Annotated in this window: 10 protein-coding genes and 5 pseudogenes; 11 read left to right on the top strand and 4 right to left on the bottom strand. The window is 39.5% G+C overall.

Going from position 1 to position 12,902, the window contains the following annotated elements:
- Positions 1–15 precede the first annotated feature (15 nt).
- Positions 16–729 carry an SRPBCC family protein gene (locus LZ575_RS10340; protein ID WP_235330537.1) on the top strand — a complete coding sequence of 238 codons (714 nt, stop codon included), beginning with the start codon at positions 16–18 and terminating at the stop codon, positions 727–729.
- Between the two features lie 87 nt (positions 730–816).
- Here LZ575_RS10340 and metK read toward each other — a convergent pair.
- From metK to LZ575_RS10320, 4 genes and pseudogenes are all read right to left on the bottom strand, one after another.
- A pseudogene (metK, locus tag LZ575_RS10335) lies at positions 817–2,074 on the bottom strand (methionine adenosyltransferase).
- 309 nt (positions 2,075–2,383) lie between these two features.
- Entirely contained in the window at positions 2,384–2,623 is a 240-nt protein-coding gene (locus tag LZ575_RS10330; protein WP_235330536.1) for a hypothetical protein, read from the bottom strand.
- Complete coding sequence (locus tag LZ575_RS10325) at positions 2,616–2,807, bottom strand: hypothetical protein (RefSeq protein ID WP_235330535.1); 192 nt, start codon at positions 2,805–2,807, stop codon at positions 2,616–2,618. Before LZ575_RS10325 ends, LZ575_RS10330 begins: the two co-directional genes overlap by 8 nt.
- Positions 2,804–3,019, bottom strand: coding sequence for a hypothetical protein (locus tag LZ575_RS10320; protein ID WP_235330534.1), 216 nt, complete (start codon positions 3,017–3,019; stop codon positions 2,804–2,806). The genes LZ575_RS10325 and LZ575_RS10320 overlap by 4 nt, the downstream gene beginning before the upstream one ends.
- Before the next feature lie 367 nt (positions 3,020–3,386).
- Between LZ575_RS10320 and LZ575_RS10315 the strand changes: the two genes are divergently transcribed.
- The 10 genes and pseudogenes from LZ575_RS10315 to cobA all read left to right on the top strand — a co-directional run bounded on the left by LZ575_RS10315 (position 3,387) and on the right by cobA (position 12,902).
- On the top strand, positions 3,387–3,560 hold the full coding sequence (locus LZ575_RS10315; RefSeq protein ID WP_235330533.1) for a hypothetical protein: 174 nt from the start codon (positions 3,387–3,389) through the stop codon (positions 3,558–3,560).
- 433 nt (positions 3,561–3,993) lie between these two features.
- Positions 3,994–5,272, top strand: a pseudogene (locus tag LZ575_RS10310) (O-acetylhomoserine aminocarboxypropyltransferase/cysteine synthase family protein).
- A 78-nt stretch (positions 5,273–5,350) separates the two neighbouring features.
- On the top strand, positions 5,351–6,364 hold the full coding sequence (locus LZ575_RS10305) for an alpha/beta fold hydrolase (protein WP_235330532.1): 1,014 nt from the start codon (positions 5,351–5,353) through the stop codon (positions 6,362–6,364).
- Entirely contained in the window at positions 6,327–6,875 is a 549-nt protein-coding gene (locus LZ575_RS23580; protein ID WP_311196064.1) for a hypothetical protein, read from the top strand. Before LZ575_RS10305 ends, LZ575_RS23580 begins: the two co-directional genes overlap by 38 nt.
- A complete protein-coding gene (locus LZ575_RS23575; RefSeq protein ID WP_311196063.1) occupies positions 6,796–7,401 on the top strand; it encodes a hypothetical protein in 606 nt (201 codons plus the stop codon). Before LZ575_RS23580 ends, LZ575_RS23575 begins: the two co-directional genes overlap by 80 nt.
- Positions 7,401–8,591 carry an O-succinylhomoserine sulfhydrylase gene (locus tag LZ575_RS10295; protein ID WP_235330531.1) on the top strand — a complete coding sequence of 397 codons (1,191 nt, stop codon included), beginning with the start codon at positions 7,401–7,403 and terminating at the stop codon, positions 8,589–8,591. The genes LZ575_RS23575 and LZ575_RS10295 overlap by 1 nt, the downstream gene beginning before the upstream one ends.
- A gap of 35 nt (positions 8,592–8,626) precedes the next feature.
- Positions 8,627–9,046: an Rrf2 family transcriptional regulator gene (locus LZ575_RS10290; RefSeq protein ID WP_235330530.1), complete on the top strand. Its 420-nt coding sequence runs from the start codon at positions 8,627–8,629 to the stop codon at positions 9,044–9,046.
- Between the two features lie 242 nt (positions 9,047–9,288).
- Positions 9,289–9,921: pseudogene (locus tag LZ575_RS10285) on the top strand (phosphoadenosine phosphosulfate reductase family protein).
- A 103-nt stretch (positions 9,922–10,024) separates the two neighbouring features.
- A pseudogene (locus tag LZ575_RS10280) lies at positions 10,025–12,122 on the top strand (HEPN domain-containing protein).
- Positions 12,115–12,902: pseudogene (cobA, locus tag LZ575_RS10275) on the top strand (uroporphyrinogen-III C-methyltransferase). The pseudogenes LZ575_RS10280 and cobA overlap by 8 nt, the downstream one beginning before the upstream one ends.

Here is a 12,902-nt window from a genome sequence, read left to right as displayed (position 1 = left end):
TTAAAAAAAGAAAATATGGAATCACAAAATGAAAAGAAGACGAATGGATCTACTACCAGTACTACAAGAACCGGAAGTGGAGCGACTAAGAGGAGTTATTCCGGAAAAAATTCAGGAGGACAGGGAGATATCCTCTCGACCCTGAAAGAGAATAAGAAAGGCTTGTTGGGAGTTTTAGGTGCAGTTGTAGGCGGTGCTTTGCTTTACAAAGGAGCTAAAGGAATGAAAGGTTCAGGAAAGAGCAGTAGCAAGAGTATAGTTGCCACCAGTAAATTAACTATTAACAAGTCGCGGGAAGAGCTTTATGCTTATTGGAGGAACCTTGAAAACCTTCCGAATTTCATGAGTCACATCAAGGAAATAAAGGAAACCGGAGATAAGAGATCTGAATGGGTTGCAAAAATTCCGGGTGGAATTGGAACAATAGAGTGGGATGCTGAAATCATTCAGGAAAGAACCAATCACTTATTGATGTGGAGATCTTTACCTGGATCAGAAATTGACAATTCAGGGGAAGTAAGATTTGAAATAGATCCTAAAGGAAAAGGTACTATTGTAGAAACTACAATTACCTATAGGCCACCAGCAGGTGACGCAGGAGGTTTTGCAGCTAAATTGCTGAATCCAGCCTTCGAAAAGCTTGTAAAAAATGACCTTAAGCAATTCAAGAAACTTATGGAAAAAGGAGGGAAGGCAAAAAGAATAAGTCAGCCATCTTCCAGGGTATAAGAACAATTTAATTATCTCGAAATGTCTATTTCGAAAAAAAACCCACAGACATAATAGCCTGTGGGTTTTTGTATTATAGCCTTAATTCTATAAGCTAAAGGCTTCTTTTACTTTATCTACGTAATCAAGTTTTTCCCAGGTAAATAATTCTACTTCCTTTGTAATTTTTCCATTGTAGGGGCTTTCAAAAATTTTAGTAATTTTTCGGGGTTCCTTTCCCATATGTCCGTAAGCAGCGGTTTCCTGTAAATAGGATTTCTAAGCTTTAAGCGTTCTTCAATTGCAGCTGGGCGCATATCAAAAATCTCTGCTACTTTCTTTGCTACTTCTCCGTTTGAAAGGTCTACTTTGGATTTGCCAAAAGTATCTACAAAAATGGAAGTCGGCTTTACAACTCCTATGGCATAAGAAACCTGGACTAGGATTTCATCGGCAAGCCCGGCAGCAACTAGATTTTTTGCAATATGTCTTGCTGCATAAGCGGCAGAACGGTCTACTTTACTGGGATCTTTTCCTGAAAAAGCCCCTCCACCATGAGCTCCTTTTCCGCCGTAAGTATCGACTATAATCTTTCTTCCGGTTAAACCTGCATCGCCGTGTGGTCCGCCAATAACGAATTTTCCGGTTGGATTTATATGGTAAGTTATTTCATCATTAAACAACTTCTGTAAGTATTCCGGGAGTTGTTCCTTTACTCGTGGGATTAAAATTCCAATAATATCTTCCTTTATCTTTGCCAGCATTTTGTCATCATCCTCATCAAAATCATCGTGCTGTGTAGAGACTACAATGGCAACTATTTTCTGCGGCACATTGTCGTCACTGTATTCAATGGTTACCTGGCTCTTTGAATCTGGACGGAGGTAAGAAATATCTTTTCCTTCCCTTCGCAATTTTGCAAGTTCAATAAGGATCTTGTGAGAAATGTCGAGAGCGAGTGGCATATAATTTTCAGTTTCACTGGTAGCATAACCAAACATCATTCCCTGGTCACCTAAGCACCCTGCTCTTCTTTACTGCCACGATCTACCCCCTGGTTGATGTCCTGACTCTGTTCGTGAATGAGTGAAATTACACCACAGGAATCCCCACTAAATTTATAAGCTCCTTTAGTATATCCAATGTCATTGATTACTCCACGCGCAATGTTTTGTACATCCAGGTAAGTATTACTCCTTACTTCTCCTGCGAGTACCACCTGGTAAGTAGTAACAAGAGTTTCACAAGCCACCTTGGAGTTTTCATCAAAAGCTAAAAAATTGTCTAAAAGAGTGTCGCTGATTTGGTCTGCAACTTTATCCGGATGTCCTTCAGATACACTTTCTGAAGTAAATAAATAAGCCATTTATAATTTTTAAGAATTAATGTAAAGGCTATTTGACGTGAAGTGCTAGAGAAGTTTTCACTGCTTTAGCTTTTTTAAGGGTTGCAATCAGTCAAATTAGTCCCTGTAATAAATCAGTAGCAAATGTATAAAAATTGATACAATAGGCACCTTCTTTAACTAGATTTTAAAAAAGTCAGGGAAATATTTACGTGGACTCTCTCTCGCTGTCTTATTTCCATTAATTAAATGATGAGAAACTTCGAAAAAAAAAGCTTTTCTCATATTTCAGAGAAAAGCTTCGTTCACGTAATTACTTTTTTAATACAATTAGAAAGGTTCTACTGCATCTCTTGCTTCTGAACGGGTAAGGAATATTTGAATACCCAGGTTTACACTTAATGAATTTTGGTAGTCTGTGTTACTAGCACCTACAAGACCATTATATTTGGCCGAAGCTTCCAGTGCCACATTTTCACTAACAAATAGAGAATACCCGGGACCAAAACCGAAGGTAAATCCATTTGTTGTAGGGCCACCAGTTACATTTACTCCTGCAAGACTAGGCATTTGTTTCCATGAAAAACTGTCCTGTTGGGACTTCATCTCCAAGTTCAGCATCTTCAGGTGATAAATAGTAGCGTGAGAATGCCTGCACTCCATAGGTTGTACTTTTGGTTGATTGGCCACTATTTTCCGCAGATTTTGTAAATCCTAAATTTACAATTGCACCTAAGACGAAACTGTCATTCAAAAAATACCCTGCTTTGGGGCTAATTCCAATATTGTAATCCTAGCTCCATCGTTCAGTCCTAAATTAAAACCAAACAATCCATTACTGGTTGTACTTGTAAGGCCACTACCTAAATCTGCACCCAGCATAAAATTTCCTTCCTGTAGTTGTGCATTTGAAACACCCGTAACTCCAAAAATAAATAACATTGATAGTAAAAAAATCTTTTTCATAAGTAATAATTTTGCGTTTTTCTGTTCAATTTTTTCCAATATAAGTACAACAAAAATGATATACCCTCACTTTAATAAACATTAATATAATTTTGCCTGCAATTGTTAAAAGATCGGTGCGAAGAGTTCTGATCGAATATATTTTTAGAGAAATATTAAGTTTTAAATAGGAGCAGAGCCCGTTATCAGTAGCTCTGGAAGAAGTTTTAAGAAAAAGATTAAAATTTATTTGGATTCTAATTTATTGTGTGCTTACATTTGCGAAAGACAAAACAAAAGAAAATGTATCAGGTAATGTGCAATATGTGTATGATGATGTGGGAAACTTCCGCAGCGGACACTAATGCATAACCTTTAACTATAAGATTTGCAAAAAGCCGCTGCCACCGCAGCGGCTTTTTTTTTTGCCGCCGAAGGAGGAGATAAGACACGAGAAACAAGAAACAAGAAACAAGAAACAAGAGGCAAGAGGCAAGAAACAAGAGGCAAGAGGCAAGACCAAAGAAAAAAGAGAAGAGAAAAAAGAGAAGAGAAATTTTGAACTTTGAATCTTGAACTTCTAACCAGAAACCAGACAACGAAATGAAACTTAATCCCGCAATAAAAACTATGATGTGTCGAATGATGCGAATGTGTATGATGTACACAGAGACACACTATTGCCACAGGTCCAGGATATAAATTAGTTATAGTTCAATTCCTAAAATCCCTCCGGCAAAGCAGTGTCGGGGGGATTTTTTTTTGCAACAAGAGACAGGAAGCAGGAAGCAAGAGTCAAGAGTCAAGAATCAAGATTCAAGATTCAAGAGACAAGACGATAGACTTTCGGGATGGGGAAAACAGAAACGGCAAACGGAAAATAGCAAGCGAAAGAATTGCGTTGACCGGAATAAAAAACATAAAAACTTAAGCAAGAGTTAATTAACTTAGAATCGACCAATTAAATTTCAATTATAACCTTTAACAACTAAAACATGAGTACTAAAATTGCAACAAATGCTTTGCACGCTTAGCCACGATGTCGCTGCCAACGGAGGAACCAGAGCAGTTCCTATTTATCAGACGACTTCCTACGTTTTTAAGAACGCAGATCATGCTGCCGCTTTATTTTCACTGGCAGAACCGGGTTACATTTACACCCGTATCAACAATCCTACAAATGATGTTCTGGAACAAAGACTTGCGGCACTGGAAGGCGGGATTGCGGCTGTAGTAACTGCTTCGGGTACAGCTGCTACCAATACAGCTTTACTCACGCTGCTTAAATCGGGCGACCATATTGTCTCATCCAGCAGTCTTTATGGAGGTACTTACAATCTTTTTAATGTAACCCTGCCAAGATTAGGAATTACAACCACTTTCGTAGATCCCAATGAGCCGGAAAATTTTAAAAAGGCAGCCAAAGAAAATACTAAAGTGTTTTTTGTTGAATCCCTTGGAAATCCCAAACTTGATATTCCCGATCTTAAGGAAATTTCCAAATATGCAAAGGAAGTTGGAGTGCCATTATTTGTTGATAATACCGTAGCTACTCCTTCTCTTATAAACCCCATTGAACACGGTGCCGACATAGTGATCCACTCCCTTACAAAATATATTAACGGTAACGGAACCGCTCTTGGTGGAGCCATTATAGACGCCGGAAAATTTAATTGGGCTAACGGAAAATTTCCTGAATTTACAGAGCCTTCGCCCGGATACCATGGAATTATTTATCACGATGCTTTGGAAGAAGCGGCTTTTATTGCCAAAGTGCGTATTGAAGGACTCCGCGACCATGGTGCGGCTCTTAGCCCCTTTAATGCCTTTCAAATACTGCAGGGACTCGAGACACTTGATATAAGAATTAAAAAGCACAGTGAAAATGCGCTGGAACTGGCAAAATGGCTTCAGCAACAGCCGGAAGTTAAATGGGTAAATTACCCGGGACTTGAGGAAAGTGACTATTACGATCTTGCTAAAAAATACCTTCCGAAGGGACAAAGCGGGTTACTTACTTTTGGAATTGAAGGCGGATTTGAGTCAGCAAAAGTAATAGCAGATGAAACCCAGTTGTTTTCCCTGCTTGCCAATATTGGAGATACAAAGTCGCTAATTATTCACCCTGCAAGTACTACTCATCAACAACTTAGTGATGAACAACAGGAATCGACAGGAGTAACAAAAGATCTTATTCGTTTATCTGTTGGACTGGAAGATATTGAAGATCTTAAAGCCGATCTTAAACAAGCTTTTGGAAAAATAAAGAAATAGTTAAACAAAAACATCGGCCGGAGTGCAGGTCTGCTTAAATTGCGACCTGCCATTCTTATCAAAATTTAGAGAGAAAATATGCTTAAGAAGTTAAAAATAAAAGGATTTGAAAATTCCGCAGGAACCATACAGGATATCAGGTTTAGTTATGAGGTTTTTGGACAGGCTCTGGGAGAAGCGCCAATAATATTGGTAAACCACGCCTTAAGCGGTAATTCAAAAGTGACCGGAACAGGAGGCTGGTGGAATTCTTTAATTGGGGAGGGAAAAACTATAGATACCTTACAGTACACTATTCTGGCTTTTAATATGCCGGGAAATGGGTACGATGGTGATCCCACCCATCTTTTGCATAATTATAAAGAATTTACTTTAAGGGATATTGCTAAAATTTATGCTGCCGCACTGGAACAACTTGATATTTCTTCGTTATACGCAGGAATAGGTGGTTCCATTGGTGGTGCTTTGTTATGGGAATTAGCAGCACTTAAGCCGCAACTGTTTCAGAATATTATTCCGGTAGCTACAGATTACAAGGCTACCCAGTGGCTACGGGCTTTATGTAAGGTTCAGGACCAGATCCTTAACAATTCGGCAGAACCATTGAAAGATGCGAGAATGCATGCGATGACTTTTTACAGGAGCCCACAATCTCTGGAGGCAAAGTTCGGTTCAGGAATTCAGGCAACGGGTGACAACTGGAATGTTGAGGGATGGCTGGAATATCACGGGCAAAAACTTGAGGAGAGATTTCAGCTGGCTTCTTACAAATTGATGAATCATCTGCTTACCACGGTCGATATTAGTAACGGCAGTGGAGATCAACTTTTTGCAGCTTCAGAAATAGAAGGCACCATTCATATTGTAACTGTAGATTCTGACAGGTTCTACCTTCCTGAAGATAATTGGGATACCTACGTGAATCTCTCTCTTATAAAAAACAACATCAGCATCCACGAAATAAAATCTATTCATGGCCACGATGCTTTTTTAATTGAGTTTGGCCAGCTGGCTGGTTTTTTAGGTCCAATATTTAATTCAAAACACATACAAGATGACACGAGTAAACGTAGTGCTATTTGGGGTAGGTAATGTAGGGAGTACATTAATACAACAAATTCTGGATATTAAAAAGCAGTTAGAAGCATCGGGAGAAATTGAAATAAACCTGCCGGTAGTGGTAAATTCCACTATTGCATTTTTTGAGAAAAGAGGAGTGACTTCTTCCTGGGAGGCCGATTTTAAAGACTATGGCTTTCCTTACAAACTGCAGGATATCATTGAATATGTGAAGAAAAATGATCTTGAAAATGTTATTGCAGTAGATGCTACAGCCAGCCAGGAACTGGTAAATAATTACAGCTTACTTATTGAAAATGGTTTTCACATTGTGGCAGCCAACAAAGTGGCCAATACCCTTTCTACAGAATTTTATAATAACCTGCGGAAGGATCTTAGGGAGCATAAGAAGTATTTTCTGTACGAAACTAATGTAGGTGCTAAGTCTTCCTGTAGTGGAAACTGTGAGGAATTTATATGCATCAGGAGAAAAAGTAACAAGAATAAGAGGAGTTTTCTCCGGATCCCTAAGTTATATATTTAATACGTTTTCTGAAGGTGGGAAATCTTTTGATACAGTTTTAACTGAAGCAGGAGAAAAAGGTTTTACTGAACCCGATCCCCGCATTGATCTTTCAGGAAAGGATGTGGCGCGAAAGTTATTGATCCTTGCGAGGGAGTTGCAGTTGCAAAAGGAGCTATCCCAGGTGAAAATTGAAGACCTTGTTCCGGTGCATTTGAATGGAGGAAGTAGCCTTAGTTCATTTAAGGAAAACCAGATAGATCTTAATGAAGATTTTGAAATTTTGAGAAAAGATTTAAAGGAAGATGAGGTCATAAGACATGTTGGCGAACTGGATGTTGCCACAGGAGAACTGGAGGTAAAACTTGTAAAGGAGAAAAGATACTCCCCGTTCGGAAGCCTGAAGCATGCAGATGCTTCTTTTGAAATTTATACTGAGTCTTACGGAGAAAGGCCCATTGTAATTCAGGGTGCAGGTGCAGGTGCTGCAGTAACTGCACGTGGTGTTTTGTCAGATATTCTTAAATTGGCAGAAAAATTGGCGTAATGACAAACAACCCTGGATCAAAAAAGGAATCAAATATGGAAACCACGGCTATTCGAACCCAAATTGAGCGCACTCAATTTATGGAGCATTCGGCGCCGCTATATCTCACCTCAAGCTATGTTTTTGAAGATGCTGAAGATATGAGAGCTTCCTTTTCTGAAGAAAAAGAACGAAACATTTACAGTAGATTCAGCAATCCAAATACTTCAGAATTTATTGAAAAAATAGCTGCAATGGAAGGGGCAGAGACGGGATATGCTTTTGCTACGGGAATGTCTGCAGTGTTTTCAACTCTTGCAGCACTCTTAAACAGCGGTGATCATATTGTATCTGCACGATCAATTTTTGGATCAACACACAGCCTGTTCACGAAATATTTTCCGAAGTGGAATATCTCTCATAGTTATTTTAATGTAAATGAAATTGATTCAGTTGAAAGTCTGATCAAACCCGAGACAAAAATTCTGTTTGCTGAATCGCCTACAAATCCCGGGGTGGATATTATTGATTTGGAGGAATTAGGAAGGATTGCAAAAAAACACAATTTGATCCTGATCATTGACAATTGTTTTGCTACTCCCTATTTACAGAATCCTATAAAATTTGGAGCCGACCTGGTAATACATTCGGCAACAAAACTAATAGATGGCCAGGGACGGGTCTTAGGTGGAGTGACAGTGGGAAGTGCAGATTTGATCAGGGAGATCTATCTTTTTTCCCGAAATACGGGTCCGGCACTATCCCCTTTTAATGCCTGGATTCTTTCTAAAAGTTTGGAAACCTTACTGGTAAGACTGGACAGGCATTGTGAAAATGCACTCAAAGTTGCTGAATTCCTGGAGCAGGAAGCAAATGCGGAAAATGTAAAATATCCTTTTTTGAAGTCTCATCCTCAGTATGAAGTTGCAAAAAAACAAATGAAGCTTGGAGGAAATATTATCTCCTTTGAAATTAAAGGAGGACTTGAAGCAGGAAGAAAATTTATTGATAATGTACAGCTTTGTTCAAGATCGGCAAATTTGGGAGATACCCGGAGCATTGTTACGCACCCTGCATCAACCACGCACAGTAAATTGAGTGAAGAGGATAGGCTGGAGGCGGGGATCACTCCGGGACTGGTAAGGATTTCGGTAGGACTTGAACACATCGATGATATTATAAAGGATTTAAAACAGGCATTGAACGCGTAAACAGGTAAAGCCTATTAAATTGATATATTTGCTGAATGCTTTCCAAAAAGACAAAATACGGTGTAAAGGCACTGGCATATATAGCAAAACAACCCGGCAAAAAACCTGTTCAAACTGCAGAGATTGCCAGTAGCCAGAATATTTCTCTTAAGTATCTTGAGAGTATAATGGTAGTATTAAAAAATTCAGGCTTCGTCGGTTCCAAAAAGGGCAAGGGAGGAGGTTATTACCTTCTTAAAGATCCTTCAGAGGTGAAGATGACACAGGTAATACGGGTTTTAGAAGGTCCTATTGCAATGCTGCCGTGTGTTAGTCTGAATTTTTATGAGAAATGCCAGGATTGCCCCGATGAAAAATCCTGTTCAGTTCACGCATTGATGATACAGGTGAGAGACAGCACCTTGCAGGTCCTCGGAAAGAATACTCTTGCCGATCTTGCTATAGGAGAAAACTGAAAAATGTTAAAATAGAAATCTTCTGCGGCTGATTTGCTGCATATTAAAAAAGGAGTTCTATATTTGTCAATACCCTACCTACCCGATAGGATATTAGGATAAATAAATGGGAATTTCATTTCCCTGGAAACGGAGAGAAGCAAAAATATTGCCCCACTTGATTCCATCAACAGGATCACAAAAAAAAGGCATCTGAGACAACAAAAAGTATGACACACGTAAAATTTTGGGAGGGAACAGAGATGAAAAAATTTACAGAAAGAGAATTAAAGACACTAAACAGGCAGCTAAAAGGAATTCCACCTAAGCAGAATTGATTCAGTGGATAATCAATAATAGCCAGAGGCTTAATTGTAACCACAAATTTTCGCCCTTACGAAGCTGCAATACTTCATGCCTGTTCCAGGATAGACCAGTCCATTAAAGTAATTTGGTGTGATACGGGGTATAATACTCCGCAAACTTATGCTCACGCCCGGGAGGTGATAGAGAGCCTGCATCTCAATGTAAAACTCTACACCCCGAAAGAAACTTCAGCCTATAGGGATGCTTTTTTTGGAGGTATACCGCAGGTAGATAGTCCTTACCATGACGAGTTCACCCGGCAGGTAAAACTGGAGCCTTTTGAAAGAGCGATGCGTCAACAAAAGCCGGATGTATGGTTCACCAACCTAAGAAAAGGTCAAACCGCTTTTAGAGATAGTATCGGGATCCTTAGCTATAGCAAGGATGGAATTTTAAAAGTAAGTCCGTTTTACCATTGGAGCGATGAGGAACTGGATATCTATTTAAGGAACAACAACCTACCCAATGAGTTTAAGTATTTCGATCCCACCAAGGTCCTGGAAAACCGGGAATGCGGGCTGCATGCCTAGAGTAAAATTTCGGCAACATAGCAGGAAAGAAAAAAATTACGGTAAAGTATAGGTCAGGGAGTGAGAAAACTGATGTGTGCAACTGCCTATAAAATATAAGAATATGCAAAGTTTCAGAACAGAATTAGAAAACCCCATAGTTGAACAGGAAATAGTCGATTTAGCGAAAAGGATAAGACTTTTTCGTGAAGGAAAAGCTGATGAAGAAAAATTCCGAAGTCTTCGTCTGGCTCGTGGAGTTTATGGACAAAGACAGGCGGGTGTACAAATGGTGCGGATAAAACTACCGTTTGGAAAAGTAACTTCTGAACAATTACACAGGATCTGCAATGTTTCAGAAGAATATTCTACAGGTCGGTTACATATTACTACGCGACAGGATATCCAGATACATTATGTGAGCCTGGACAGAACACCAGAGCTTTGGAGCCAGCTGGCAAAAGATGATATCACTTTAAGGGAAGCCTGCGGTAATACAGTACGTAATGTAACAGCTTCGCCAACTGCCGGAATAGACGTAAAGGAGCCATTTGATGTATCGCCTTATGCACATGCAACTTTTCAGTTTTTTCTCAGAAATCCAATCTGTCAGGAAATGGGAAGAAAGTTTAAGATCTCTTTTTCTTCTTCTGAAGAGGATACGGCTTTAAGCTACATTCATGATCTTGGCTTTATAGCAAAGATGAAAGATGGAAAACGCGGCTTTAAAGTAATGTTAGGGGGCGGGCTGGGTTCACAGCCAAGGCATGCCGATGAATTGTATGATTTTATTGAAGCTGAAAAAATTATCTCACTTACTGAAGGTGTTTTGCGTGTCTTTGACCTAGGTATGGTGAAAGAGCGAAAAGAATGAAAGCCAGGATGAAATATCTTGTAAAGGATATCGGGAAAGAAGCATTTATGGACCTGGTGGCCGAGCAACAAACGGCTCTCTCTAAAAATATTCCCGCTTTTGAAATTGAAAAATTTGAAGCAGCTCCAGTTTTAAAGGATGTTGAAATTCCTTCAGTAGAAATTGAAGATCAAAAGCATTATGAAACATGGAAATCCACAAATATAATTCCGCAGAAACAACAGGGATTATTTGCTGTAGGTATCCGGGTGCCTTTAGGAGATTTTTACATTGCAGAGGCCAGGCAATTGGCAGATCTTATTAAGAATTATGCGGGCAATGAGCTAAGGTTTACTTTGCGACAGGATATTCTTATTCGTCACGTAAGGGAAGAATTGCTGCCTTTCTTTTATACTGAATTAAAAAGACTGGGCCTGGCAGAAGCCGGGTATGATAAAACAATAGATATTACTGCCTGCCCGGGAACAGACACATGTAACCTGGGGATTGCCAGTAGTACAGGAGCTGCAGATGTTCTTGAAGATGTTCTTAAAGCTGAATATCCTCATTTCGTAAACGGCAGGGATATTACTATAAAAATAAGCGGTTGTATGAATGCCTGCGGGCAACACAATATGGCCGAAATTGGATTCCAGGGAATGTCTGTAAAAGTAGGGAAAGCTGTAGCGCTTAAGCACTTCAAATTTTACTTGGTGGCGGAACTTTAGGAGATGGTCAGGGAAGATTTGCAGATAAAGTTATAAAGGTGCCCAGTAAACGTGGTCCTGAAGCATTACGATTAATACTGAACGATTTTCAGGAACAGTCTGCTCCTGACGAAAAATTTATTCATTACTACGACAGACAGGGGAAATCTTATTTTTATGACCTGCTGAAGGATCTTGGAGATACGACAAATCTTACAGAGAATGATTTTGTAGACTGGGGGCACGAAAAGCCTTATATTCAGGCAGTAGGAGTAGGGGAATGTGCAGGAGTAATTATTGATCTCATTGCTACCCTGTTATTTGAAAGTGAAGAGAAAATAGAGAATGCTCACAGTGCTTTGGAAAGAAGGGCCTGGGCAGATAGTATTTACCATTCCTATACTTCAATAGTAAATTCGGCTAAAGCTTTATTGCTTTCTGAAGATGTCAAGACTAACACTCAGGCGGGAATTATTTCTCAGTTTGATGAGCTGTTTGTTAACACGGGAAGGATTGCGCTTTCTACTTCTTTTGAAGAATTTGCATATCAGCTAAATCATCACGAGCCAACAGAGGTCTTTGCCAACAAATATTTAAATGATGCGAGGATCTTCCACAAAACTATAGACGCATATAGAACGAAGGAGGTACAAAATGTATAATACTCCCAAATTAACGGTAGTAGGAGCAGGTCCCGGAGATCCGGAATTGATAACCCTGAAGGCGGTAAACACTTTAAAAACCGCCCGGGTTGTCTTATATGATGCACTTATAAACAGGGAACTCCTTGATTATGCACCACAGGCGGAGCATGTCTTCGTGGGGAAGCGTAAGGATAAGCATAGATTTTCACAGGATGAGATCAACGAGCTAATTGTAAAATATGCTCTGGAAAGAGGACACGTAGTAAGATTAAAAGGAGGAGATCCTTTTATCTTCGGAAGAGGGAGCGAGGAGATCAATTATGCTAAAAGTAAAGGTCTTGAGACTGCCGTAGTTTCTGGTATTACCTCGTCTATTGCAGTTCCCGCCAATGTGGGGATACCTCTAACGCAACGCGGAACTTCTGAAAGTTTCTGGGTAATTACAGGAACAACTTCAGAAAAGAAACTTTCCGAAGACGTAAAACTGGCAGCACAATCTACCGCTACTGTTGTGATCCTTATGGGTATGGGCAAAATCGCAGAAATAGTGGAGATTTTTAGTAAGTATGGCAAAGCAGATATTCCTGTGGGTGTTATTCAAAATGGAACTACAGAGAATGAAAGAGCTAGGTTTTGGAACAATAAGGAATTTGGAACAGGTTGTTGCAGAAAAAGAATTGACTGCACTAAGCAATTATAGTAATAGGTGAGGTCGTAAGAGAAAGTGGAGAAATCTTTTCTACTCTTGAAAACAAGATTAAGACCACCGAAATAATAAATTCCCCCTTCGGGGGCTAG

The sequence above is a fragment of the Antarcticibacterium sp. 1MA-6-2 genome (assembly GCF_021535135.1).
Taxonomy (GTDB): domain Bacteria; phylum Bacteroidota; class Bacteroidia; order Flavobacteriales; family Flavobacteriaceae; genus Gillisia.
The sequence above is the reverse complement of the archived record's forward strand: the minus strand, read 5'-3'. Positions and strand labels throughout refer to the sequence as shown.

What these genes read in the sequence shown, in the direction of transcription:
- LZ575_RS10340 (WP_235330537.1), top strand. Translation starts at nt 16, where the DNA reads ATGGAATCACAAAATGAAAAGAAGACGAATGGATCTACTACCAGTACT.
- LZ575_RS10330 (WP_235330536.1), bottom strand. Translation starts at nt 2,623, where the DNA reads ATGCCTAGTCTTGCAGGAGTAAATGTAACTGGTGGCCCTACAACAAAT.
- LZ575_RS10320 (WP_235330534.1), bottom strand. Translation starts at nt 3,019, where the DNA reads ATGAAAAAGATTTTTTTACTATCAATGTTATTTATTTTTGGAGTTACG.
- LZ575_RS10305 (WP_235330532.1), top strand. Translation starts at nt 5,351, where the DNA reads ATGCTTAAGAAGTTAAAAATAAAAGGATTTGAAAATTCCGCAGGAACC.
- LZ575_RS23580 (WP_311196064.1), top strand. Translation starts at nt 6,327, where the DNA reads ATGACACGAGTAAACGTAGTGCTATTTGGGGTAGGTAATGTAGGGAGT.
- LZ575_RS10295 (WP_235330531.1), top strand. Translation starts at nt 7,401, where the DNA reads ATGACAAACAACCCTGGATCAAAAAAGGAATCAAATATGGAAACCACG.
- LZ575_RS10290 (WP_235330530.1), top strand. Translation starts at nt 8,627, where the DNA reads ATGCTTTCCAAAAAGACAAAATACGGTGTAAAGGCACTGGCATATATA.